Annotated in this window: 22 protein-coding genes; 8 read left to right on the top strand and 14 right to left on the bottom strand. The window is 71.8% G+C overall.

From position 1 onward, the window contains the following. From idi to pqqA, 6 genes are all read right to left on the bottom strand, one after another. Nucleotides 1–488, bottom strand: a 488-nt coding sequence (gene idi / locus ACJ73U_RS26545; RefSeq protein ID WP_407780433.1) for an isopentenyl-diphosphate Delta-isomerase, incomplete at its 3' end; no start/stop codon positions are given. Between the two features lie 23 nt (nucleotides 489–511). Next, nucleotides 512–1384, bottom strand: coding sequence for a pyrroloquinoline quinone biosynthesis protein PqqB (pqqB, locus tag ACJ73U_RS26540; protein WP_407780432.1), 873 nt, complete (start codon nucleotides 1382–1384; stop codon nucleotides 512–514). Beyond that, nucleotides 1381–2460: a pyrroloquinoline quinone biosynthesis protein PqqE gene (gene pqqE, locus ACJ73U_RS26535; RefSeq protein ID WP_407780431.1), complete on the bottom strand. Its 1080-nt coding sequence runs from the start codon at nucleotides 2458–2460 to the stop codon at nucleotides 1381–1383. Before pqqE ends, pqqB begins: the two co-directional genes overlap by 4 nt. Continuing rightward, a complete protein-coding gene (pqqD, locus tag ACJ73U_RS26530) occupies nucleotides 2451–2735 on the bottom strand; it encodes a pyrroloquinoline quinone biosynthesis peptide chaperone PqqD (RefSeq protein WP_407780430.1) in 285 nt (94 codons plus the stop codon). The genes pqqE and pqqD overlap by 10 nt, the downstream gene beginning before the upstream one ends. Next, complete coding sequence (gene pqqC, locus ACJ73U_RS26525; protein WP_407780429.1) at nucleotides 2732–3442, bottom strand: pyrroloquinoline-quinone synthase PqqC; 711 nt, start codon at nucleotides 3440–3442, stop codon at nucleotides 2732–2734. Before pqqC ends, pqqD begins: the two co-directional genes overlap by 4 nt. Before the next feature lie 67 nt (nucleotides 3443–3509). Then, complete coding sequence (pqqA, locus tag ACJ73U_RS26520; protein ID WP_324913914.1) at nucleotides 3510–3608, bottom strand: pyrroloquinoline quinone precursor peptide PqqA; 99 nt, start codon at nucleotides 3606–3608, stop codon at nucleotides 3510–3512. A 141-nt stretch (nucleotides 3609–3749) separates the two neighbouring features. Here pqqA and ACJ73U_RS26515 point away from each other — a divergent pair, with 141 nt between their 5' ends. The 4 genes from ACJ73U_RS26515 (at nucleotide 3750) to ACJ73U_RS26500 (ending at nucleotide 8522) form a co-directional block, all read left to right on the top strand. Beyond that, nucleotides 3750–4832 carry an AAA family ATPase gene (locus ACJ73U_RS26515; RefSeq protein WP_407780428.1) on the top strand — a complete coding sequence of 361 codons (1083 nt, stop codon included), beginning with the start codon at nucleotides 3750–3752 and terminating at the stop codon, nucleotides 4830–4832. Nucleotides 4833–4844: 12 nt separating this feature from the next. Next, nucleotides 4845–6701, top strand: a complete 1857-nt coding sequence (locus tag ACJ73U_RS26510; RefSeq protein ID WP_407780427.1) for a YibE/F family protein — start codon at nucleotides 4845–4847, stop codon at nucleotides 6699–6701. 118 nt (nucleotides 6702–6819) lie between these two features. After that, complete coding sequence (locus ACJ73U_RS26505; RefSeq protein WP_407780426.1) at nucleotides 6820–7764, top strand: ATP-binding cassette domain-containing protein; 945 nt, start codon at nucleotides 6820–6822, stop codon at nucleotides 7762–7764. Beyond that, nucleotides 7761–8522, top strand: coding sequence for an ABC transporter permease (locus ACJ73U_RS26500; RefSeq protein ID WP_407780425.1), 762 nt, complete (start codon nucleotides 7761–7763; stop codon nucleotides 8520–8522). The genes ACJ73U_RS26505 and ACJ73U_RS26500 overlap by 4 nt, the downstream gene beginning before the upstream one ends. Here ACJ73U_RS26500 and ACJ73U_RS26495 read toward each other — a convergent pair. The 6 genes from ACJ73U_RS26495 to ACJ73U_RS26470 all read right to left on the bottom strand — a co-directional run bounded on the left by ACJ73U_RS26495 (nucleotide 8506) and on the right by ACJ73U_RS26470 (nucleotide 15876). Continuing rightward, on the bottom strand, nucleotides 8506–11622 hold the full coding sequence (locus ACJ73U_RS26495) for a BTAD domain-containing putative transcriptional regulator (protein WP_407780424.1): 3117 nt from the start codon (nucleotides 11620–11622) through the stop codon (nucleotides 8506–8508). The genes ACJ73U_RS26500 and ACJ73U_RS26495 overlap by 17 nt on opposite strands. A gap of 23 nt (nucleotides 11623–11645) precedes the next feature. Next, entirely contained in the window at nucleotides 11646–12872 is a 1227-nt protein-coding gene (locus ACJ73U_RS26490; protein ID WP_407780423.1) for a cytochrome P450, read from the bottom strand. A 111-nt stretch (nucleotides 12873–12983) separates the two neighbouring features. Next, entirely contained in the window at nucleotides 12984–13619 is a 636-nt protein-coding gene (locus ACJ73U_RS26485; protein WP_407780422.1) for a hypothetical protein, read from the bottom strand. A gap of 1 nt (nucleotide 13620) precedes the next feature. Next, entirely contained in the window at nucleotides 13621–14316 is a 696-nt protein-coding gene (locus ACJ73U_RS26480; protein ID WP_407780421.1) for an MBL fold metallo-hydrolase, read from the bottom strand. A gap of 22 nt (nucleotides 14317–14338) precedes the next feature. Then, complete coding sequence (locus tag ACJ73U_RS26475) at nucleotides 14339–15109, bottom strand: GGDEF domain-containing protein (protein ID WP_407780420.1); 771 nt, start codon at nucleotides 15107–15109, stop codon at nucleotides 14339–14341. Between the two features lie 191 nt (nucleotides 15110–15300). After that, nucleotides 15301–15876, bottom strand: a complete 576-nt coding sequence (locus tag ACJ73U_RS26470; protein ID WP_407780419.1) for a TIGR00730 family Rossman fold protein — start codon at nucleotides 15874–15876, stop codon at nucleotides 15301–15303. 78 nt (nucleotides 15877–15954) lie between these two features. Between ACJ73U_RS26470 and ACJ73U_RS26465 the strand changes: the two genes are divergently transcribed. Then, entirely contained in the window at nucleotides 15955–16911 is a 957-nt protein-coding gene (locus ACJ73U_RS26465) for a nucleoside hydrolase (RefSeq protein WP_407780418.1), read from the top strand. Here the strand turns inward: ACJ73U_RS26465 and ACJ73U_RS26460 are convergent. Further along, a complete protein-coding gene (locus ACJ73U_RS26460) occupies nucleotides 16898–19138 on the bottom strand; it encodes a tetratricopeptide repeat protein (protein WP_407780417.1) in 2241 nt (746 codons plus the stop codon). The genes ACJ73U_RS26465 and ACJ73U_RS26460 overlap by 14 nt on opposite strands. A gap of 208 nt (nucleotides 19139–19346) precedes the next feature. Here ACJ73U_RS26460 and ACJ73U_RS26455 point away from each other — a divergent pair, with 208 nt between their 5' ends. The 3 genes from ACJ73U_RS26455 (at nucleotide 19347) to ACJ73U_RS26445 (ending at nucleotide 21963) form a co-directional block, all read left to right on the top strand. Further along, nucleotides 19347–20198, top strand: coding sequence for a peptidylprolyl isomerase (locus ACJ73U_RS26455; protein ID WP_407780416.1), 852 nt, complete (start codon nucleotides 19347–19349; stop codon nucleotides 20196–20198). A gap of 2 nt (nucleotides 20199–20200) precedes the next feature. Continuing rightward, on the top strand, nucleotides 20201–20974 hold the full coding sequence (locus ACJ73U_RS26450) for a peptidylprolyl isomerase (protein ID WP_407780415.1): 774 nt from the start codon (nucleotides 20201–20203) through the stop codon (nucleotides 20972–20974). Between the two features lie 254 nt (nucleotides 20975–21228). After that, complete coding sequence (locus tag ACJ73U_RS26445; RefSeq protein WP_407780414.1) at nucleotides 21229–21963, top strand: DUF6597 domain-containing transcriptional factor; 735 nt, start codon at nucleotides 21229–21231, stop codon at nucleotides 21961–21963. A gap of 128 nt (nucleotides 21964–22091) precedes the next feature. On the opposite strand, the gene ACJ73U_RS26440 is transcribed toward ACJ73U_RS26445, so the two are convergent. After that, nucleotides 22092–23054 (bottom strand): ACT domain-containing protein (locus tag ACJ73U_RS26440; protein WP_407780413.1); only part of this gene is annotated, 963 nt, incomplete at its 5' end.

The following is a 23054-nucleotide window of genomic DNA, read 5'->3' as shown; positions in this document are numbered from 1 at the left end:
TCCCCGCACCACGGCGACACGTTCAGCTCGCCGCCCGACACGAGGCTCACGAACAGCGGCCACGACATCCAGCCGTACTCGTCGACCTCCTCGGGTGACAGCGCCGGCGTCGCGTCGGTGACCGCGCGGAACACGGGGCACAGCTCGTTCTCGACGATGCCGTTGCCCATCACCGCGCGGTAGCGGAACTTCGGCAGCAGCAGCTCGACCCGGGGCGCCGGCAGGCCCAGCTCGTCCGAGAGGCGCCGCACCACGGCGTCCACGAACGACTCGTCCGGCGCCGGGTGCCCGCAGCAGCTGTTGGTCACCACGCCCGGCCAGGTCCTCTTCGACCTGGCCCGCCGGGTCACCAGCAGCTCGCCGCGCGGGTTGAACACGTAGCACGAGAAGGCGAGGTGCAGTGGCGTGTCGAGGTGGTGCACGGTCGCCTTGTCGGTCACGCCTATGCCCCGGCCCTGCTCGTCGAGCAAAACGACCTGTTCCGTCACGTCGTCGATCGTATCCTCCTTGGTCAGACCACGAACTCCGTTCCGTCCGGCGGTACCTCCACACCCGCCTCCCGCACGGCCGCGAATTCAGCCGATCGGGTGTCCAGTACCGGGTTCGTGTTGTTGAGGTGGGTGTAGCACCACCGCACCCCGTCGTGGGACCGGATCCGCTCCAGGCTGTCCTCGATCGGCACGTGTCCCATCGCCTGCTGCGCGGACGCGCTCGTCCCGGTGCCCGCCATCTCGCGGGCGGAGAAGAAGGTGCCGTCCAGGAGCACGACGGCCGCGCCGGCGACGAACTCGTCGAAGCCCGGCGGCCACTCCCGCAGGCACGGCGCGTACACCAGCGCTCCCCCGGTCGCCGGGTCGGTGATCCGGTAGGCCACCACCCACGGGCCGGGCGCCGCCGAACCACGCGCGTACTTCGGCTGCTTGTCGCTCACGGCGAACGACGAGACCGACAGGCCCGGCAGATCCACCTCGGTGTCCCAGGACCAGGCGCCGTACCGGGCGACCGCGCCGCGGACCGGAAAACACTCCTCCAGCGCGGACAGCACCGCGGCCGGGGCGAACACCCGCAGCCCGGCGCCCTCGCGCAGAAGCATGAGGCCGAGCGTGTGGTCCAGCTCGGCGTCGGTCAGCAGGGCGCCGCGCAGCGGGGTGTCGCGCGGCCCGGGACCGGCGGCCAGCGCCGGAGTGGCCAACACCTGCGCACGGATGTCCGGCGACGCGTTGACCAGGAACCACCCGGCACCGTCCGCGCTGACCGCGAGGCAGTCCTGCGTGCGGGGCGCCACGAACGGGTCACTGGCACGGCAGGCCGAACACAGCCGGCACGCGCAGTTCCACTGCGGGAACCCGCCACCGGCCGCGGTACCGAGCAGCAGCACCCTCACCGGGTCGTCACCGGGCCGCGCATCACGAAGTCCGGCGTCCGGGGCGGTGGCCGCAGCAGTAGGTCGACCACGGCGCGGTTGGGGGAGCGCGAGCACACCGGGTCGGTGGCGGCCGCGTCGCCCAGTAGTTGGAACGCCTGGCAGCGGCAGCCGCCGAAGTCGATCGTGCGGCGGTCGCAGGTGCGGCACGGCTCGCTCATCCAGTCCTCGCCGCGGTAGGCGTTGAACGACTCCGACGAGTACCAGATGTCGCGCAGTGGTCGGGACAGCACGTTCTCGGTCGGCAGGGTGGTGATCACCGACGCGGCCGGGCACGGCAGCACGTCGCCGTTCGGTGCGACCGTGAGCTGGCGGGCGCCCCAGCCGTACATGCACGGCTTCGGGTACGGCTCGTAGTAGTCGGCGACCACGTACACGATCTCCATCGTGCCGCGCAGCCGCTCGGTCTCGGCCCGCACGATCGGCGCCGCGGCGGCGAGCTGAGCGGGCGTCGGCATGAGGGCGTCGCGGTTGCGCAGTGCCCAGCCGTAGTACTGGGTGTTCGCCAGTTCCAGCCGGTCGGCGCCCATCCGCTCCGCCAGTGCGATGAGCGCGGCGACGTCGTGGTTGGCCCTGTGCAGCACGACGTTGACCGTCAACGGCAGGTCGCGGGCCGTGACCAGTGCGGCGACGGCCAACTTCCGCGAGTGCGCCCGCGTGCCGGCGATCCGGTCCGCGCCGGCGGCGTCCGGGCCCTGCACCGACAGCTGCACGTGCGCGAGTCCCCGCTCGACGAGGTCGTCCAGCCGTTCGGCGGTGAGGCCGAGGCCGCTCGTCACGAGGTTGACGTAGCAGCCGAGGTCCGACGCGCGGGCCACCAGCACCGGCAGGTCCGGCCGGGCGAGCGGCTCGCCGCCGGACATGTGCACCTGCAGCACGCCGATGTCGCGGGCCGCGTCGAGCACGGCCAGCCACTGGTCGGTGGTCAGCTCGTCTCGGCGGGCGACCAGCTCGACCGGGTTCGAGCAGTACGGGCAGTGCAGCGGGCAGCGGTGCGTCAGCTCGGCCAGCATGCCGAGCGGCGGGCTCACGTCCATTCCAGGACCCTTCTGCTTTCCAGGCGTGCCAACACGTCCGTCACGTCCTGGGCGCGCACGCCCCGGTACCGCTCGCCCAACGCCGAAGCGATCTCCTCCACAGTGGACTCGCCGTCGCACAGGGACAGGACGGCCGCGGCGGTCGCGTTGGGCACGAGCACGCCCTCCGGGAACAGCAGCACGTGCGTGTCCCTGGTCCTGTCGAAGGTGAGCCGAACTCCCTTGCGCAGCTTGGGTTTCTTCGACACGCCGCTGACGTTGGCGTGTGTGCTCATGGTTCGCTCCGCGAGCTCCGCTCGCGGGCGGCTCGTTCGATCGCGTCCAGCATGGCCCAGAGCACGTCGCACTTGAACGACAGGGCGGCGATCGCGGCGTCCTGCTGCTCGGCCGTGACGCTGTGCCGCACCACGATGTCCAAAGTGGACTTTCCCTCGGCCGAGACCGCCTCGATGCGGTTGGTGAAGTAGGCCAGGTCGTCGCGGGAGATCCAGTCGTACCTGGCCAGCATGTCCGCGACGCGCCGCTGCATGAGGTGGCCGGAGAACATCTCGGTGAGCCCGGACGCGATCGCCTCCAGCCACGGCCGGGTGCGCGCGAACGTCACGTACGCGTCGACGGCGAACCGCACCCCGGGCACGACGTGCCGCTCGTCCAGGACCTCGGCCCGGGTGAGACCGACCGCCTCGCACAGGCGAAGCCAGCGCTCGCGGCCGCTCTCGGTGTCGGCGTCGGAGCGTCCGTCGTGGTAGACGACCCTGTCGAGCCAGGCGCGCCGGATCTCCGGGACCGGGCAGTTGCCGATGATCGCCGCGTCCTTCCGCGGCAGCATGCACTGGTAGTACCAGCGGTTGGCGGCCCAGGTCCGCAGCTCGTGCCGGGTCAGGTCGCCCGCGTGCATGCGCTGGTGGAACGGATGAGTGCCCCAGTAGCGGTGGGACAGGCCGCGAAGCTCGGCGACGAACTCGTCGGCGGTGCGGGTCACAGCACGAGACCTCCGCTGAAGGGCTGCCGGCGCGACACCCTCGGGACCCGCGCCGGCAGGGTCGTGGTCAGTCCTCCATACGCATCGCGTAGGCGGTGACCTCCATCGGAGTCTCGTACTCGACGAAGTCCGGAGTGGTCCAGACCTCCAGCTCAACGGCGTCCATGTGACCTCCCTCAATGTGGTCGATGCGACGTCTCTCAGAGTAACGGGAATGTGACAGATGCCAATACCCGCAAGGCAAGCGGTATCCGGAAACCGTCGACCGGTCGGCGGCGCGCCGGCGACGGTGGGGGACGATGCTGGCATGTTCAACCACGCCCTCGTGCTGGGGAAGTTCTACCCGCCCCACGCCGGTCACCACCGGCTGGTCCGCGCCGCCGCGGCTCGCGCGCGGCGGACCACGGTGGCGGTGCTCGCCGCCTCGGTCGAGTCCATCCCGCTGGCCGACCGGGTGCGCTGGCTCGCCGAGGAGCACGCCGCCGACGCCGGCGTGGCGATCATCGGCGACGTCGACGACCACCCGATGGACTTCCACGACGACGCGATCTGGGACCTGCACATGGGCGTGCTGCGGTCGGTGCTCAGCCGGCGGGCCATCGCCGACGGCGACCCCGCCGGAGCAGTGGTCGACGCCGTGTTCTCGAGCGAGGCCTACGGCGCGGAGATGGCGAGCCGGCTGGGGGCGAAGCACGTGCCGGTGGACCCGGACCGGACGGTGGTGCCGGTGTCCGGAACCGCGGTGCGGGCCGACACGCCGGGCCACTGGGACCGCCTCGCCCCCGCCACGCGCGCCGGGCTCTGCGCCCGGGTCGTCGTGGTCGGCGCCGAGTCGACCGGCACGACGACGCTCAGCCGGGCGCTCGCGGCCCGCTACCGCACGGAATGGGTCGCGGCGGAGGGCCGCCGGCACACCGCGGACACGCTCGCCGCCGCGCCCGCGCTGGCCGGCGGCACTCCCCCCCCGCTGGACGACCTGGTCTGGACCGTCGGCGACTTCGCCGACGTCGCCCGCGCGCAGGCCGCGCGGGAGGACCTGGCGGCGCGGCGGAGCGGTCCGCTCCTCGTCTGCGACAACGACGCGTGGGCGGCGACCGTGTGGTGCGAGCGGTACCTCGGCGCCGCGCACCCGGACCTGCGCACGGACCGGCGGCCCGCGCTGTACCTGCTCACCGACCATGTGGGGGTGCCCTTCGAGCAGGACGGCTGGCGGGACGGGGAGCACCGGCGGGAGTGGATGACGGCACGGTTCGAGGAGCTGCTGGCCGACCGCGGCGTGCCCTGGGTGAAGCTCACCGGTTCGCGGGACGAGCGGCTGGCCGCGGCGGTCGCGGTGTGCGACGACCTCCTCGCGCGTCACTTCCGGTTCAGTGCTCCACTGACGGCCTGACACACTGCGCGGGTGTACGAGGGCGAGACCGAACCCATCCCCCGGGTCGTCGACGCGGCGGGGCGTGCCAGGCACGGCCGGGACGAACCGGACGAGGTGGATGAGCGCGGCCCGACCAGGCGCGAACCACGCGAACGGACCAGGCGCGCCAGGAACGACCACGAGCACGAGGTTGCCCTGCCGACCGGGCACGGCCACGGTCACGGGCACACCCCGGCGGAGCCGGTCTCGCGCCGGGTCCGCACGATCATCGCGGTGCTGCTGATCCCCTTCGCGGTCGCGGCCGCCGTCGGCACGGTGTGGCTGTACCCGTTCGGCGGCAGCACCAAGGTCCAGGCCGGCGTCGGCACTCCCGTCGACGGGGTTGTCACGGCCGCGAGCACCGGGGCGTGCAACGGCGACGCGCAGGCGGATGACCAGAGCGGGAAGTGCCTCGTGGTCACGGTCCGGATGACCGAGGGCGCCGCGGCGAACCGGGAGATCAGGACGATCGTCCCCATCGAGCCGGCCACCCCGCGGTTCGCGGTGGACGACAAGGTGGTGCTGGCCTACGGCGGCGGCAACCCGACCGACGGCCGGTCCTACCAGCTGGTGGACTTCCAGCGGAACATCCCACTGGTCCTGCTCGCGGGACTGTTCGCGCTGGCGGTGCTGGTGCTGGGCCGCTGGCAGGGCGTGAAGGCGCTCGCCGCGCTGGTGATCAGCTTCGCGGTGCTGGTGTTCTTCGTCCTGCCCGCGGTCCTCGCCGGCGAGAGCCCGCTGCTGGTCGCGGTGGTGGGCGCGGGCTTGATCATGTTCGTGGTCCTGTACCTGACGCACGGGCTGACCGCGCGCACGTCCACGGCCGTACTCGGGACGATGGTGAGCCTCACGCTGATCGGCGTGCTCGGCGCGCTGTGGGCGGCGTTCGCGAGGCTGACCGGGATCGACGAGGACACCGCGACGCTGGTCGGGCTGCTGAACAGGCCCATCGACACGCGTGGGCTGCTGCTGGCCGGGGTGGTCATCGGCGCGCTCGGTGTGCTGGACGACGTGACGGTGACACAGACGAGTGCCGTCTGGGAGCTGCGCGCGGCGAACCCGTCGCTCACGCGGCGACAGCTCTACGCGGCGGGCCTGCGCATCGGCCGCGACCACGTGGCGTCGGCAGTGAACACGCTGGTCATGGCCTATGCGGGCGCGGCGTTGCCGCTGCTGCTGTACTCGTCGATCTCCGGGGTCGGCATCGGCAACATCCTGACGTCGCAGTCGGTGGCGCAGGAGATCGTGCGCACGCTCGTCGGCAGCATCGGGCTGGTGGCGGCGGTGCCGCTGACCACGGCACTGGCGGCGGCGGTGGCCGCACAGGAGAAGCCGGCGGTCGAGGAGGAGCCGGCGCCGAGGAAGCCACGCCAGCCTCCGGCGGAGCGGGATCGCCCGGCCGGTCGGCCGCGGGCAGCCGGTGGCGAGCGGTCGGCCGATCAGCCGCGGGACGCCGATCGCGAACGGGAGCGGTCGGCCGGTCGGCGGCGGGACGCCGAACGGGAGCGGTTGGCCGGTCGGTCGCAGGACACCGGTGGCACCCGGTCGGCCGGTGCGCCGCGGGACGCCGACCGCGAACGGGAGCGGTCAGCCGGGCGGCGGCGGGACGCCGAACGGGAGTGGCCGGTCGGTCAGCCGCGGGACGCCGGTGGCGGCCGGTCGGCCGATCAGCCGCGGGAGGCCGGTCGCGGGGAGCGGTCGGCCGTGCGGGAGCGACCACGCGAGGGAGCGAGCGCACGGGACGGAGCGCCGGTGCGGGAGCGGGCGGTCCCGGGGGAGCGGGGCCCGGAGCCGGACCGGGAACGTCCCCCCGCCCGCCGACCCCGACCCGCCAGGCAGACCGAGTAGGCGCACCGGCCGGCACGGACCGGGCGAACAGCCGACCGTCAGCGGGCGCACCCCCGTGTCAGGTGCCGTGTCAGGCCGGGGGCGGGGCGGTGTCAGGCCGTCCGGTGACAGTGGGCGCATGACAGATTCAGCGATCACGGCGTCCGGGCTGCGGAAGGCCTACCAGGACAAAGCCGTGCTGGCCGGCATCGACCTCGATGTCCGGGCGGGCACGGTCTTCTCCCTGCTCGGTCCGAACGGGGCCGGCAAGACCACGACGGTGAACATCCTGACCACACTGTTGAAGGCCGACGGCGGGACGGCGCGCGTCGCCGGGTTCGACATCGCGTCCGAGACCAGGGCCGTACGCGCGGCGATCGGGGTCACCGGTCAGTTCGCGTCGGTGGACGACCTGCTGACCGGTGAGGAGAACCTCCGGTTGATGGCGGATCTGCTGCACCTGGGCAACGACGAGGGCGAGCGCGTCGTCACGCGGCTGCTGGCGCAGTTCGACCTGGCGGAGTCGGCGCGCAAGATGGCGGCGACCTACTCCGGGGGCATGCGCCGGAAGCTGGATCTCGCGATGACGCTCGTCGGCAGGCCGCGGATCATCTTCCTGGACGAGCCGACGACCGGGTTGGACCCGCGCAGCCGGCGGATGATGTGGGACATCGTCCGCGGGTTGGTGGCCGACGGGACGACCATCTTCCTCACCACCCAGTACCTCGACGAGGCCGATCAGCTCGCCGACCGGATCGCGGTACTCGACCAGGGCCGTCTGGTCGCCGAGGGCACGCCCGCCGAGCTGAAGCGACAGATCCCCGGCGGCCACGTCCGGTTGCGGTTCGCCGACGCGGCGCGACTGGGCGCGGCGACGCGGATCCTGCCCGACTCCACCCCGGACGAGGAGAGCCTCGCCCTGCGGGTGCCCAGCGACGGTGGCGTGCGATCGGTGCGGACCCTGCTGGACCGGCTCGACGAGTACGCGATCGACGTCGAGGAGTTCACGGTGCACATGCCCGACCTCGACGACGTCTTCCTTGCCCTCACCGGTCACTCGAGCACGGAGGCCATGGCCCGATGAGCACCACTTCCTCACCGCTGACCGACTCGGCGACCATGCTGCGCCGCAACTTCAGGCACACCATGCGGAACCCGGTCATCTGGTTCAACGCGATCCTGTTCCCGATCGTCATGATGTTCATGTTCGTGTACGTGCTCGGCGGCGGTTTCAGCGTCGGCGGCGACTACGTCGACTACGCGACACCGGGCATGATCATGCTGGCCGTCTGCTACGGGATGGGCGCCACGGCGACCGCCGTGAACTCCGACATGACGAACGGGATCATCAACCGCTTCCGGGTCATGAACATCTCCCGCGGCGCGGTGCTGACCGGTCACGTCGTGTCCACTCTGCTGCGCACCGTGGTGGGCATGGCGGCCATCGTCGGTGTCGGCTTGCTGATGGGGTTCAGCCCGTCCGCGACCTTCCCGCAGTGGCTCGCCGTGGCCGGGCTCCTCGTGCTCACGGTGCTCGCCGTCACCTGGATGACCATCGCGTTCGGCCTGGCCGCGAAGACGCCGGAGTCGGCGGGGTTCGCCGCCGTTCCGTTGATCATGCTGCCGTTCTTCAGCAGCGCGATCATCCCGGCCGAGAAGATGGGCCCCGGCATCCGGCAGTTCGCGCAGTACCAGCCGTTCACGCCGATCATCGAGACCGTGCGTGGGCTGCTCAACGGCACACCGGCGGCCGGCGACACGATCGCCGCGATCGCCTGGTGCGTCGGGATCGGCGTCGTCGGTTACGTGTGGGCCCTCACGAAGTTCACCCGGCGAGTGTGACCGCGGCCAGCTCGCGCCAGTCCGCCCGCGCCCCCTCCAGCGTCGCCTCGGTGAACTTCACCGCACCGAGGCGACGCCGCGCGATCCGCTCGATCCGGGCCACATCCGGTTGTGAACAGTCCGGCAGGCCGCGCATGCTCGTGCTCGCCGCGAGCAGCCGCGCCGCCTGCTCGTACTGTTCCTGGCGCAGCGCCAGGTCCGCGAGCCCGACGATGACCTGCGCGGTCATGACCGCGTACCCCGCCTCGGACGCCGCGTCGAAGGCCGCGGCGCGGTGTGCGCGGGCCTCGTCGAGATCCTCGGCGAGGTAGCCGAGCAGGGTCTCGGTGATCGAACGGACCTGCGCCTGCTCGGTGCCCAGGATGTCCGTGGCGACGCCGACCTGCCTGCGTGCCTCCTCGGGGTCGTCGCTCCACCGCGCGAGCTCCGCCTTCGCCAGGGCCAGCTCGGCCAACGCCTCCGGCCAGGCGACCCGTTCCGCGTGCCGCTGCGCCTGCGCCATGGCCGCGGCACTCGCCTCCCGATCCCCCGACAGCCAGTACAACACCGCCTGCCGCGGCCGCATCCGCACGACGTCCTCGAAGGCACCGAGCTCGGTGACGATCGCGATCGCCTGTTCGTAGTGCTCGCACGCACCCGCGAAGTCGCCGCGGATGGCGATCCGCTCGGCCAGCTCGGTGAGGGCGAACGAGATTCCCCACCGTTCGCCGATCGCGCGGAACTCGCGCAGGGCCGCCTCGAGGTACTCGTCCGCGTCCCGCCCGCCCTCGCCGAGCACGATCCGCATCTTGCCCAGCTGGAGCCGGGCGATGGCCCGTGCCCAGGGGTCCTCGTCGGTGAGCAGGGGTTCGAACGCGGACACGTCCGGCGATGCCAACATGCTCTCCAGTGCGGCGACGAGCCGCACGGCGGGATGGCGGCCGCGAACACGCCGGCTGATCTCGTGGACCTTGGGGATCCACTCCGCCGCCTGGTACTGGTCGGCCCGTCCGGAGGTGAGGAAGTGCGCGACGAACGCGTACACCGTGACCCGGATCTCGTCGGTCACCTCGCCGGGCACCGCCGCGGCCGCCGTGATCAGCTCATTGCCTTCGACCTTGTGCCCGGCGAGCCACCAGTACCAGGCGGCGTTCGCGGCGAGGCGCATCGCCCCGTCCGCATCGGCCGCCGCGAGCGCTCCGCGCATCGCGGCACCGATGTTGTCGTGCTCGGTCTCCAGCACGGCGAGCCACGTCAACTGCTCCGGGCGGCGAAGGTGTGGCTCCGCGGTTTCGGCGAGCTCGGTGAAGTACGCGAGGTGCGCACGACGCGCCGGCTCCGACTCCCCCGCCTCGGCGAGCCGCTGGGTGGCGTACTCCTTGATCGTGCCGAGCATCCGGTAGCGCGGCGCCCCGGCGCCCTCGGCGACCACCAGCGACTTCTCGGCCAGCGCGGTCAGCAGGTCGAGCACGTCCCTCGCCTCGACCGCGTCGCCCGCGCAGACCCGCTCGGCCGCCTCCAGGCTCGCGCCATCGGAGAACACCGCGAGCCGGCGCAGCACCACCCGTTCGGCCTCGGTGAGCAGCTCCCAGCTCCAGTCGACCACCGCGCGCAGCGTCCGGTGCCGTGGCAACGCGGTCCGGCTGCCGCCGGTCAGCAGGCGGAACAGGTCGTCGAGCCGGTTGGCGAGCTGTTCGAGGGTCATCGTGCGCAGCCTGGCCGCGGCCAGCTCGATGGCCAGCGGCATCCCGTCCAGCGCCCGGCAGACGCGCGCCATCGTCGCCATCGTGTGGGCGTCGGTCGCGAGGTCCTTGCGCACCGCGCCGGCTCGGTCCCGCAGCAGCCGCACGGCCGGGGACGACTCGATCTCGCCGGGGTCGGCGTCCTCCCGCGGCAGGGCCAACGGCGCCACCGGCCACAGGGCCTCACCGGTGATGCCGAGGGGTTCCCTGCTCGTCGCGAGGATCCGCAGCCGCCGGCACTCGCCGAGCACGCGGTGGGCGAACGCCGCCGCCGACTCGATCACGTGCTCGCAGTTGTCCAGGACCAGCAGCACCTCGCGCTCGCGGACCGCGGCGATGACCCGGTCGGCCGGTGCCGCGTCCGGCGCCCCGCCGAGCAGCGCGTCCCGGTGGCCGAGCGCGGCGAGTGTCGCCTGCGCCACGTCACCGTCGGCACCGATGGCCGCCAGCTCGACCAGCCGGGCCCCGTCCGGCAGGTCGTCGAGCAGCGTGCGCGCGGTCTCCGTGGCCAGCCTGGTCTTCCCCGAGCCGCCCGGCCCGACCAGGGTGGTCAGCCGGTGCCCGGTGACGAGCTCGCGGACCGCGGCGACGTCGTCGTCCTTGCCGACGTAGCTCGTCAGCTCGGCGCGCAGGTTGGTCTTCCGGTTCTCCTGCGGCCGACCCACCTCGCCCCGCAGCAGCGCGACGTGCAGCTCGGACAGTTCCGGCGAGGGGTCGACGCCGAGGGAGTCGGCCAGGACCTCCCTCGTGCGCTCGTACACGAGCAGCGCCTCGGCGTCGCGACCGGTCGCGACGAGGGCACGCATCAGCGCGGCGACGAGCCGTTCGCGCACCGGGTGCGCGGCCACCAGGTCGGTCAGCTCCGAGACCAGCCGCGCACCGCGGCCGAGGCCGATCTCCGCGTCGAACCGGTCCTCCAGGGCGGTCAGGCGCAGGCCCTCGAGCCGGGTGACCGCCGCGTCGAACGCCGGGCTGTCCTGCAGGCCGACGTCCTGCATGGCCGCGCCGCGCCACAGGGCGAGGGCCTCGCGCAGCCGCTCCGGGTCCTCGTCGTCGCGGGCCCTGGCGACGAGCCGTTCGAACCGCACGGCGTCGACGGCGTCGGGTGCCACCGTCAACCGGTAGCCGTTCGGCTGCCCCTCGACCGTCCCGTCCGGCAACACCTTCCGCAGCCGGGAAACCAGGCGTTGCAAGGCGTTCGCCGCGTCGGCCGGCGGGCGCTCACCCCAGATCCAGTCGACGAGCGCCGACTTCGGGACCACGTGACCCGGTTCGAGCGCGAGTGCGATCAGCAGTCCGCGCAACCGGGCGCCCGGCACGTCGGCTGGGACGCCGTCGTCCGTGCGAACCTCGAACGAACCAAGCATCCCGATCTGCACGCGGCCGATTTTGCCACGGGCGTCTACTTGGCCGTTTCGGTCCAGGTGACCGGCAGTTCGTGGACGCCGTAGATGTTCATGTCGGTCCTGAGCCGCACCTCGCCGGCGGGGATGGCGAGCTCCAGGGTCGGGAAGCGGCGCAGCAGTCCGCCGAAACCGGCGCGCATCTCGATGCGGGCCAGCTGCTGGCCGAGGCACTGGTGGATGCCGTGGCCGAAGGACAGATGTCCGCGGGCCTTGCGGTGCGGGTCGAGGGTGTCCGGGTTGTCGAAGCGGCGGGGGTCGTGGTTGGCGGCCAGCATCGAGACGACGACGGTCGAGCCCGCGGGAATCGTCGCACCGCCGACCTCGATGTCCTCCGTGGCGTAGCGGTAGAGGATGTCGACGACGGACAGGTAGCGCATCAGCTCCTCGACGGCGTCGGGCAGCAGGTCCGGGTCGGCGCGCAGCTCGGCCAGCCGCGCGGGGTGCTCCAACAGCGCGAAGGTGCCCAGCGCCAGCATGTTGGCGGTGGTTTCGTGGCCCGCGAGCAGCAGCAGGAAGGCGGCGCCGGTCAGCTCCTCGATCGTGAGGTCGTCGTGGCGGGCCAGGTCGGACAGGATGTCCTCGCCGGGTTCTGCGCGCTTGCGGGTGACCAGCTCGGCCAGGTATCCGGTCAGTGCGCCCAGCGCGGCCATCTTCTCCTCCAGCGGCTGGTCCTTGACCAGGAACTTGGCCGAGTTGACCTGGAAGTTCTCGCGGTCCGCGTAGGGGACGCCGAGCAGCTCGCAGATCACCAGCGACGGCACCGGCAGCGCGAACTCCTTGACCAGGTCGACCGGCGGGGCCAGGCGCGCCAGGTGGTCCAGCTGCCGCTCGGTGATGTCGGTGATGTGCTCTTCGAGCGTCTTCATGCGTTTGACGGTGAACGCGCCGGTGAGCCTCTTCCGCAGCCGGCTGTGGTCCGGCGGGTCCATGGCGATGAACACACCCGGCATCGGCGGGGACGGCTCGGTGGCCGCGGGCATGCCGGGGGTCTCGTACGGCATGTGCATGACGCCGATGTCCTGCCGGGAGCTGAACCGGGTGTCGGCCATGACCTGGCGGACCGCGTCGTAGCCGGTGACGAGCCAGCCCTCGTGACCGTCCGGGAAGACCAGCGGGCTCACCGGGCGCGCGTCGCGCAGCCGGGTGATCTCACGTGGCGGGTCGAAGGGGCTCGCGTCGCGCTCCATGGGCAGGCCGTGCGGGACGGGAACGGTCTGGGTCATCGGATTCCTCTCGTGGCGGTTTCTCGCGACCACGATCACCGACGACGCTGTCACGGACCTGACACGGCGCGGACACCGAACCCGGACCTGATCCCTCAGGTCCGTTCGGGCCTAGTCCAGGCTGGCCACGAAGCGGGTGATGGCCTCCGGCTTGAGGCGTTGGGCGAACTTGCCCGACGGTGCCAGCGAGGCGAGGCGGTAGAGCGGCCGGTCCGCCGCGGCGTCGCCCTTGGCCTCGGCGCGCAGCTGTGCCACCAGGAGCTGGGAGAACACCAGGCCACCCGTGTTGTCGCTGCCCGCCAGGACGTCCGCGAGGCGGCGCAGCACCAGGATGCCCAGCTCCCGGCCGCCCGCGCCCGAGTACACCGCCAGGCTCATGTTGATCGACCTGCGGCCCTCGGTCAGCAGCAGGCCGACGGTCCTGGTGCCGCGGATGTCCGTGACCATCAGCTCGATCTTGTCGACCGTGCGCAGGTCGACCTGCTTGCGGCCCAGCGCCTTCGCCACGACACGGCTGCCCTCGAGCCACAGCCTGCGCCGGCCGGCGACCCACGACACGAACGTCAGCAACACGACCACGACCGCGGCCGTGACCAGCGCGGGCGTCTGGCCCGCGAACAACGCCACGATGCCGCCGACCGCGGCGCCCAGCACGACCGCGCCGCCCAGCGCCACGCAGCCCCGCCGCCTGGTGCTGGCCAGCTCCGTCAGGTTGAGCGGGACCCGCTCCGGCTGCTGCTCCGCCACGTCACATTCCCCTCGCGGGACCGGTCGCGTCGGGGTCCAGCTCGAGGAGGAAGGGGTTCGTCGCGCGTTCCCTGCCGATGGTCGTGCTGTTGCCGTGCCCGGGCAGCACCACCGTCTCGTCGGGCAGCGGGAGGATCCTGGTGCGCAGCGTCTCCGTCATCGTGCGCATGTCGCCGCCGGGCAGGTCGGTCCGGCCGATGGAGCCGGCGAACAGCGTGTCGCCGGCGAACATCACCCGGCCGCCCTCCTCCAGCGCGCTGTGGAACACGACCGAGCCGCGCGTGTGGCCGGGAGTGTGGTCGACGGTCAGCGACAGGCCCGCCAGGTCCAGCTCCGCGCCGTCGGCCAGCTCGCGCACCTCGGCGGGCTCCCGCATCTCCAGGCGCCCGCCGAAGAACGACAGGCCCTGCTGGCTGATCCCCTTCATCGGATCGCTCAGCATCTCCCGGTCGTCCGGGTGGATCCACGCCGCGATGTCGTTGCCGTCGCAGATCGGGGTCACCGAGAAGACGTGGTCGAAATGGCCGTGCGTCAGCAGCGCCGCGACCGGTGAGAGCCGGTACTTGCGCAGCGCCTCGGTGATCGGCTCGACCGCGTCCTGTCCGGGGTCGACGATCACGCACGGCTCACCCTCACCCGCCGCGACGAGATAACAGTTGGCCTGGAAGGCACCGGTGGGAAACCCGACAACGAGCACGCACCGACCTTAGTGGGTGGCGCTACACCGACCGCAGGCGACGGAACCGCGACCACGTGGTCAGCCGGCGGCCGGCCTGGCTGCCCGACGCGCGGTTGCCCGAGACGTCCATGTTGGCCACGCAGATTCGGTCGCGACCGTGGCGCTTGGCCGCGCGCAGCGAGACGTCGGCGTCCAGCATCAGGTCCTCGAGGTCCAGCTCGACCAGGTCGCCGAGGCTGTAGGTGGCGACGCCGATCGACGCGGTCTGGCCCTCGATGGTGGCCGACAGCTCACGGGTGACCTTGGCCGTCACCGACATGCCCGTGATGCCCGCGCGGATCCGCTCGGCGACCGCCAGGGCGGCGTCCAGTTCGGAGGCGGGCAGCAGCACCAGGAACTCGTCACCGGCCGAACCGCCGTAGCGGCAGGCCAGGTCGCCCTCGCGGGTGCAGTCCCGGATCACGTCCGCGACGCCGCGAAGCACCGCGTCCCCGGCGAGGTGGCCGTAGCTGTCGTTGACGTCCTTGAAGCGGTCCAGGTCGATCATGATCAGCGCGATCGAGTCGCCCCGGCCGCGAGCGGCCGCGACGACGTCGGAGGCGGCCTCGTCCCAGTGCCAGCGCTCGATGAGGCCGGTCGGCGGGTCGGCCATCAGCTGGCCGCACGACTCGCAGCGCCGGCGCGACGAACCGACGGTCCGCAGCGGACGGTCCCCCGACGTCCTCGGCGCCACGATCTCCGGCGAGTGTTCGTGCTGGTCGGCGCGTGCCGGTTGCTCTCCCTGCCCGGCCCCCGCCTTTGCGGTGTGCATCCGTTCTCCCCTGTCAGTTCCACCTGTGGCTGAGGTGTTCGACCGGCTCGTCCCCTGATTGACGCACTGTCAACACTCTTCACCGGCCGTATGCAGCCCACTATGGGCAGTCACGGCGGCCACGAACAGTGTTGAGACGTTGACAGTTTAGGGAAACACCGAATGGGGGAGTCACGGTTCGCGGTCGGTGATCACACGCCGTGAGATTTATCCCACTTTGTCGACGGAGGGCGGTACCCGGAGAACCGTTCGAGTGCCTCCGCGACAGAAGCGGTGACAATCAGCATCTCGCGAAAGTCGCCGGCAAGGAAGCCCTCGGCGGACACGTTTTCGAGAAACCGCAGCAGCGGCTGGTAGAACCCGCCCACGTCGAGCAGCGCGATCGGCTTCGTGTGCAGGCCCAGCTGGGCCCACGTCCAGACCTCGAACAGCTCCTCGAGCGTGCCGGCGCCGCCGGGCAGGGCCAGGTACGCGTCGGCGAGCGCGGACATCTCGGCCTTGCGTTCGTGCAGGTTGGCGACGACTTTCTGGGTGGTGAGGCCGGGGTGGGCCACCTCGCGGTCGACGAGGCTCTGCGGGATGACGCCGTGCACGGTCCCGCCCGCCGCGAGCACGGCGTCGGCCACGACGCCCATCGTGCCGACACTCGCGCCGCCGTAGACGAGCTCCACACCGCGCTCGGCGAACACCGAGCCCACCTCGCGGGCGGCGTCCTGGTAGGACGGCCCCTTACCTGGTGATGATCCGCAGAAAACACACACGCGCATATAGCGACCCTATCGCCGGCACCGATCTTGCCCCCCGGTCTTTCTTTCCGGCCGGGTTGTCTGGTTGAGTGCCACAGCGTGCGCATCATTCTCGACACCGATCCGGGGGTTGACGACGCCCTCGCGATCATGTACCTCGCGGCCCAGGAGGACGCGGAGATCGTCGCGGTGGGTAGTGTTCACGGCAACGTGCCTTCCCCGTTAGCGGCACAGAACGCGTTACGGGTGCTCGAACTCGTCGGCATCGACGCGCCGGTCGCGGTGGGGGCCGCCCGGCCGCTCGCCCAGCCGCTGCAGACGGCGGAGTTCGTGCACGGGTCCGACGGCCTCGGGGGCAGAGCGGGCGCCCCGCCGCGGGGGAAACCGGTGTCGGAGTCGGCCGCCGAGCAGCTCGTGCGGCTCGCGCGCGCGGAACCGGGTGAGCACACGCTGCTCGCGCTCGGCCCGCTGACCAACATCGCACTCGCCGTGCTGCTCGAACCGGACTTACCGAAGCTCCTCCGCTCGGTCGTGATCATGGGCGGAGCGGTGTCCGTGCCGGGGAACATCACCCCGTACGCGGACGCCAACTTCTTCCACGACCCCGAGGCCGCGGACCTCGTGCTCGGCGCGGGCTTCGGCGACCTGACGCTCGTCGCGCTGGACGCCACGGAACAGGCGCGGGTCGGCGACGAGTGGCTGACGGCGGTCGGCGCGCTGTCCGGACCGCGTGCCGAGTTCGCCAGCGGCCTGCTGGAACACTACGCGGCGTTCTACGCGCAGATGTTCGGCACGCCCGGCTGCACGCTGCACGACCCGCTCGCGGCCGCGATCATGCTCGACCCCAAGCTGGCCACCTACCGCGAGATGCCGCTCGCGATCGAGCTCACCGGAACGCACACCCGCGGTCAGATAGTTTCCGACCAGCGGCCCATCGCCAGCGACGCGTACATCACCAGCACGGCCGGCACGGGCCGGGCGCCCGTGAAGGTCGCGGGAACCGTCGAGGTGCAGCGGTTCCTCGAGCAGATGTACGAGGCGCTCAGGATGAGCTGACCTCCGCCAGCAGCTCCTTCAGGTCGGCCGCGCGGGGGTCGCCCAGTTCGTCGAAGATGGCCACCGCCGCGCGCAGGCACTCCGCCGCGTCGTCGTGCTGGCCGATGTCCTTGAGCAGTAGGCCCCTCTTCTGCAGGGTCTCCCCCTCGCCCCAGCGGTCGCCCACCTCGCGGCGCAGTTCCAGCGCGCGCTGGAACACGTCCAGGGCCTCGGTCGGCTGCTTCAGCTCCGAGTACGTGTCACCCAGCTTGACCAGCGTGTAGCCCTCGCCGTAGCGGTCCTCCAGGTCGCCGAACAGGTCCAGGGCCTCCTCCAGCGTCGGCACCGCGCGGTCGAACTCGTGCAACGCGCTGTGCGCCGCGCCAAGGTTGGCCAGCGCGATGCCCTCCCCGTGCCGGTCGCCCACCTCGCGGAACAGCTCCAACGCGTGGGCGAAGTGCTGGGCCGCGACGTCGAACTGCGACTGGTCGAAGCCGACGAACCCGACGCCGGTCAGCGTCCAGCCCTGGCCGACCTTGTCGCCGATCTCCATCCGGATGGCCAGGGCCTTCTCGAAGGTCTGCTTGGCCTCCTCGACCCGGCGCACCTCGCGGTAGGCGATCGCGAGGTTGTTGAGCACCCAGGACTCGCCGTAGGGGTCCTTCGCGGATCGGGCGCCCTCCACGCCGACCTCGTGGGAGGCCACCCAGAGGCTCCAGCGCTTGCGCAGGAGCAGGTAGTTGAACGAGCCGGCGGGGAGTTTCCAACAGGAGACGTACTCCCCCAGCTCGTAGGCGATGCGGGTGGCCATCACGATGTTGGACATCTCGATCTCGCACCACTCGAGCGCCGAGTCGTAGTCGAAGTCGACGATGTCGACGCCGAACTCGGACTTCTCCAGCACCGGGTCGTGCCGCTGCGGGGCGAGGGCGTGGTTGGCCGCGTAGACGTTGTGCAGGTACCAGTCGACCATGCGCCGCGACGCGAGCGTGCGCTCCGCGACCGGCTCCTCCGTGGCCGCCAGCTCGGCCGCGTAGACGCGTAACAGGTCGTGCATGCGGTAGCGGTCGTTGCCAAGGCCCTCCAGCAGGTGCACGGCCGTCAGGCGGTCCAGGATCCGTCTGGCCTGGGTCATCGGCTGGTCGGCGAGCGCGGCGGCGGCACCCGTGCGGAAGTGCGAGCCGGTGTGCAGGCCGATGAGCCGGAACATCCGCGCCACGTCAGGGGACAGGTCCCGGTACGACCACGAGAAGACCGTCTTCACCGCCACCGAGTCGTCGGTGGATAAGCCGTCCAGCCGCTCGTCCTCGGTCGCCAGCTCCTCCACCAGCAGGCTCACCGAGTGATGCGGGTGGGTCGCCACGCGCTCGGCCGCGATGCGCAGCGCCAGCGGCAGGTGACCGCAGCGGCCGGCGAGCGCGCGGACGGCGTCCGGCTCGGCGGCGGCCCGCTCGGCGCCGATCACCTTGCGCAGCAGGGTGATCGACTCCTCCTCGGCCATCGGGCCGAGCGTGACCCGGTTGTCGCCGCGCAGCTCGATGCCCGTGATGCGCTTGCGGCTCGTCACCACGACCCCGCAGGTCGACGACGCCGGCACGAGCGGCGACAGGTCGTGCGAGCCGGCCGCGTTGTCCAGCACGACCAGCACGCGCCGGTCGGCGAGCACCGAGCGGTACAGCTTGGCGCGGGCCTCCAGCGCCGCCGGGATGACGTCCATCTGCACACCCAGCGCGGTCAGGAACTCCTCGAGCACCTCGTCGACGATCCGCGGCCGGCCGTCCGGCGAGTAGCCCCGCAGGTCGACGTAGAGCTGACCGTCGGAGTAGTGCTCGACCACCGCGTGCGCGACCCGCAGCGCGAGCGCGGTCTTGCCGGCGCCGGGCGGCCCGTCGATCGCGATGGCCTGCGGCACGCCGGGCGCGCCGGTGCTCGCGAGGATCCTGATCAGCTCGGCGAGTTGCGCGTCACGACCGACGAACGTGGCCGCCGCGGCGGGCAGCTGCGCGAGCCGCACCGGCCCGCCCGTCGCCGCGGCGAGCGCGATCAGCTGTCCCTCCGCCTCCAGGACCTGGTCGCACTTGCGGGCCAGTTCGGCCGACGGCGGCGCCCCGTGCTTGATCTTCGAGAGCCAGCTCGGGGTGTAGCCGATGAGGTCGGAGAGACGGCGCCAGGACAGGCCTCGTTTGCGAAGGAGACGCTCCAACTCCTCGGCGAACGGCGACGTCCCGTCGTCCCGCCTGTCTTGCATAGAGCCCACCTTGTCACTAAGCGGCCACAATCGGTATCCAGCTTCTCACTCCGACCCCCTCGCGGTCACACCCCTACCGACAGGTTTGTGAACAACAGCAGCGTTTACATGGTCGCTGTGTTTTTCCGGTGACCTCCCACACGGGCCTTACCCGGCCTACCCATAGACTGCCGGCCTGGTGTTGGTCTGAAGTCTGGAGGGGTGCCCGGTGCCGAGCAACGAGCAGCGCCGGCAGGCGGCCAAGCGCAAGCTGGAGCGTCAGCTGGCCCGCCGCGCGGAACGCGCGAAGCGGCGCCGTATCTGGGGAGCGAGCATCACGGCGGTCGTGGTGATCGCCGCGGTCGGGCTCGTGTACTGGCTCGTCAACCTCGGCCCGGACAACAACAGCGAGGCCGCTACCAGCCCGGACGACTCCTCGACGGCCAACACGAGCAAGGGCGCGTGCGGCTACAAGGACAACCCGAGCGAGACGCCGCCCGACGGCAAGGACGTCGGCATGCCCGACGACCCGGCGGAGACGCCCAAGACGGGCACGGTGAAGGTGACGCTCAAGACGAACCAGGGCGACATCCCACTGACGCTCGACCGGGCCAAGGCGCCCTGCACGGTGCAGAGCATGGAGCACCTGGTGACCAAGAAGTTCTTCGACGGCACCACCTGCCACCGGCTCACGGCGTCGGCGGGCCTGAAGGTGCTGCAGTGCGGTGACCCGCTCGGCACCGGCGCGGGTGGTCCCGGCTACTCGATCCCGGACGAGCTGGCGGCCGCCCAGAAATTCACGCCTGGTCAGAGCCCGGACGGCAGCACCCAGGTCGTGACCTACCCCCGTGGCACGGTCGCCATGGCCAACGGGGGCGCGAACACCGGCGGCAGCCAGTTCTTCCTGGTCTACGGCGACTCGACGCTGCCCCCGAACTACACGTACTTCGGCACGGTCGAGGCCGCCGGTCTGACCGTGCTCGACAAGATCGCGGCCGGGGGCATCACCGCGGGCCAGAACGGTCCCGAGGACGGCACCCCGAAGTCCCCGGTCCAGATCAAGCAGGCGGTGAAGGAGTGAAGGTGATCCGTACGGCGGCTGTCATCGCGGCGGTCGCGCTGACCCTGGCGGGCTGCGTCGCCAAGGAAAACGCTTCGGACCAGCGCGGAGGCAGCGACTTCTCGCCGGCGTCGACCGAGCCTTCCTCCGATTCCGCCGAGCCGTCGGCTGAGCCGTCGGCGTCGGGCGGCGGAGCGGCGACCTCGGGCGACTGCAAGTTCAAGGCCGACCAGTCGGGCAAGCAGCCGGCCGTCGGCCTGCCGCCCGACGAGGGTCCGGCCACCGCGACCACGCTGACGCTCACCACGTCGGCCGGCGCGATCGCGATCAAGCTCGACGCCGCGAAGGCGCCGTGCACCGTGCAGAGCATGGTGTTCCTGGCCAGCAAGGGCTTCTTCAACAACACCGTGTGCCACCGGCTGACCACGTCGGCGGCCCTGAAGGTGCTGCAGTGCGGCGACCCGGAGGGCACCGGCACGGGCGGTCCGGGCTACGTCGTACCGGACGAGCTGCCGAAGGACCTGCCGGCCGCGCCGGCGGGCAATGGCACGGTGATCTACCAGCGCGGTGTGGCGGCGATGGCCAACGCGGGCCCGGGCACCACGGGCAGCCAGTTCTTCCTGGTGTACGGCGACTCGACGCTGACCCCCGACTACAACGTCTTCGGCACCATCGACACGACCGGCCTGGCGACGCTGGACCAGATCGCGGCGGGCGGCGTCACCCCGGGCCAGAACGGCGCCGAGGACGGCGCGCCGACCACCCCGGTGACGATCACCTCGGCCACGGCCGCCTAGCCCGCGGGGTCACGCAAAAGCCCAGCTCGAAGACGGTCGTCAATCCCGTGAGCGGCCACCGGGAACAGGCCGCGAACGGCCCAGCGGAGCGAGGCAGTCCAACCCGTGAGCGGCCGCCGGCGTCTGGACTGACGAGCACGAAGACGCGGCGAGGTACGAGCCCTGCGTCTTCGCGCGCAGGAGGGAAGACGCCGGGAACAGGCCGCGAACCGCCGAGCGGAGCGAGGCAATCCCACACTGGCATAGTGCTGGTCGTGACCGACTACGTCGAACGGCGCAGTGCGCACGAGGTCCTCGCGTGCACGTGGTCGCGGACGTCAACCGCTGAGGCGGCGGCTGGTGCGTCCGTGGTCAACGTGGTGCCGGACGCGTGTGCGGACGTGATGTGGCACCGCGAGTCCGGGCGGCTGTTCGTGGCCGGGCCGGACACGTGTGCGCACCCGACGGCGCTGTCCGCCGGGACGTTGGTCGGGGCGCGGTTCCGGCCGGGGCGGGCACCGGCCGGGTTGGGTGTACCGGCGTCGGCGGTGCGGGACGAGCGGGTCGACCTGGACGATCTGTGGCCGGCCGACCGGGTGCGGCGCCTCGGTGACGAGTTGGCCGCGGCGCCGTCCGTGCTCGCGGCGGAGCAGGTGCTGGCGGCGGCGGTCGCGGCGGTCGGTGCGGGGTGGGATCCGGCGGCGCCCCGGCTGTTGGAGCTGGTGGCGCGTGGCGAGCGGGTGGCGGCGGTCGCGGACGCGCTGGGATGGAGCGAGCGGCAGCTCCACCGGCGGTCGCTGGCGGGCTTCGGCTACGGGCCGAAGGTGCTGCAGCGGGTCGTGCGGTTCGACCGGGCGGTCCGGCTGGCCCGGCGCGCGCGGAGCGGACGATCACCGGGGCGGGGCGCGGGGCTCGCGTCCATCGCCTACCGGGCCGGGTACGCGGACCAGGCACACCTGGCCCGCGAGGTCAGGACACTCGCGGGGGTGCCGATGACCGCATTGCTCTGAGCTGCCCGGACGGCGCGCCGAGACGTCAGACGGAGGACGCCCGTCCTACCGCATTGCTCTGAGCTGCCCGGACGGCGCGCCGAGGCGTCCAGCGGAGCCTCTCACCCTGAGCCGGCCGGGAGGATCGTTCAGGACGCCGAGGTCACCCGGTAGACGTCGTAGACGCCCTCCACACTTCGGACGACCTTGAGCACGTGCCCGAGATGTTTCGGGTCGCCCATCTCGAAGCTGAACCGGCTGACGGCGACGCGGTCGCGGGAGGTGGTGACCGAGGCCGAGAGGATGTTCACCTTCTCGTCGGCGAGCACCTTGGTCACGTCGGAGAGGAGCCGGTGCCGGTCGAGGGCCTCGACCTGGATGGCCACCAGGAACACCGAGGAGTCGGACGGCGCCCACTCGACGTCGACGAGGCGTTCCGGGGTCGCCAGGAGCTCCTTGGCGTTGGTGCAGTCGGTGCGGTGCACGCTGACCCCGCCGCCGCGGGTGACGAAGCCGAGGATGTCGTCGCCGGGCACCGGGGTGCAGCAGCGCGCGAGCTTCACCCACACGTCGGAGGCATCCTTGACGAGCACGCCGGCGTCGCCGGTCGCGCGGCGGCGGGTGACCGTCGACGGGGTGGCACGCTCGGCCAGCTCGTCCTCGGCGTGGTCGACGCCACCCAGCAGCGCGACGAGCCGGGACACCACGTTCTGCGCGGAGACCTGGCTCTCCCCCACGGCGGCGTAGAGCGAGGCGACGTCGGCGAGGTGCAGCTCGCGGGCGATCGTCATGAGCGTGTCGGCGGTGAGCATGCGCTGCAGGGGCAGCCCCTGCTTGCGCATCGCCTTGACGATCGCCTCCTTGCCCTCCTCGATCGCCTCCTCGCGGCGCTCCTTGTTGAAGTACTGCCGGATCTTGGTACGCGCCCGCGGGCTCTTCACGAACCCGAGCCAGTCCTGCGTCGGGCCGGCCGTGGCCGACTTCGACGTGAAGATCTCGATCACGTCCCCGTTGGACAGCGTCGACTCCAGCGGCACCAGCTTGCCGTTGACCCGCGCCCCGATGCACTTGTGCCCCACCTCGGTGTGCACCGCGTACGCGAAGTCCACCGG

Origin of the sequence: Actinophytocola sp. (genome assembly GCF_045807065.1) — a bacterium.
Lineage (GTDB): Bacteria > Actinomycetota > Actinomycetes > Mycobacteriales > Pseudonocardiaceae > Actinophytocola.
This window is presented reverse-complemented; position numbering and strand designations above follow the sequence as displayed.

Coding starts and splice junctions, on each gene's coding strand:
- pqqA (WP_324913914.1), bottom strand. CDS start 3,608: ATGGACGCCGTTGAGCTGGAGGTCTGGACCACTCCGGACTTCGTCGAG.
- ACJ73U_RS26475 (WP_407780420.1), bottom strand. CDS start 15,109: ATGCACACCGCAAAGGCGGGGGCCGGGCAGGGAGAGCAACCGGCACGC.
- ACJ73U_RS26515 (WP_407780428.1), top strand. CDS start 3,750: ATGTTCAACCACGCCCTCGTGCTGGGGAAGTTCTACCCGCCCCACGCC.
- ACJ73U_RS26505 (WP_407780426.1), top strand. CDS start 6,820: ATGACAGATTCAGCGATCACGGCGTCCGGGCTGCGGAAGGCCTACCAG.
- ACJ73U_RS26490 (WP_407780423.1), bottom strand. CDS start 12,872: ATGACCCAGACCGTTCCCGTCCCGCACGGCCTGCCCATGGAGCGCGAC.
- ACJ73U_RS26470 (WP_407780419.1), bottom strand. CDS start 15,876: ATGCGCGTGTGTGTTTTCTGCGGATCATCACCAGGTAAGGGGCCGTCC.
- ACJ73U_RS26500 (WP_407780425.1), top strand. CDS start 7,761: ATGAGCACCACTTCCTCACCGCTGACCGACTCGGCGACCATGCTGCGC.
- ACJ73U_RS26460 (WP_407780417.1), bottom strand. CDS start 19,138: ATGCAAGACAGGCGGGACGACGGGACGTCGCCGTTCGCCGAGGAGTTG.
- pqqE (WP_407780431.1), bottom strand. CDS start 2,460: ATGGACGTGAGCCCGCCGCTCGGCATGCTGGCCGAGCTGACGCACCGC.
- pqqD (WP_407780430.1), bottom strand. CDS start 2,735: ATGAGCACACACGCCAACGTCAGCGGCGTGTCGAAGAAACCCAAGCTG.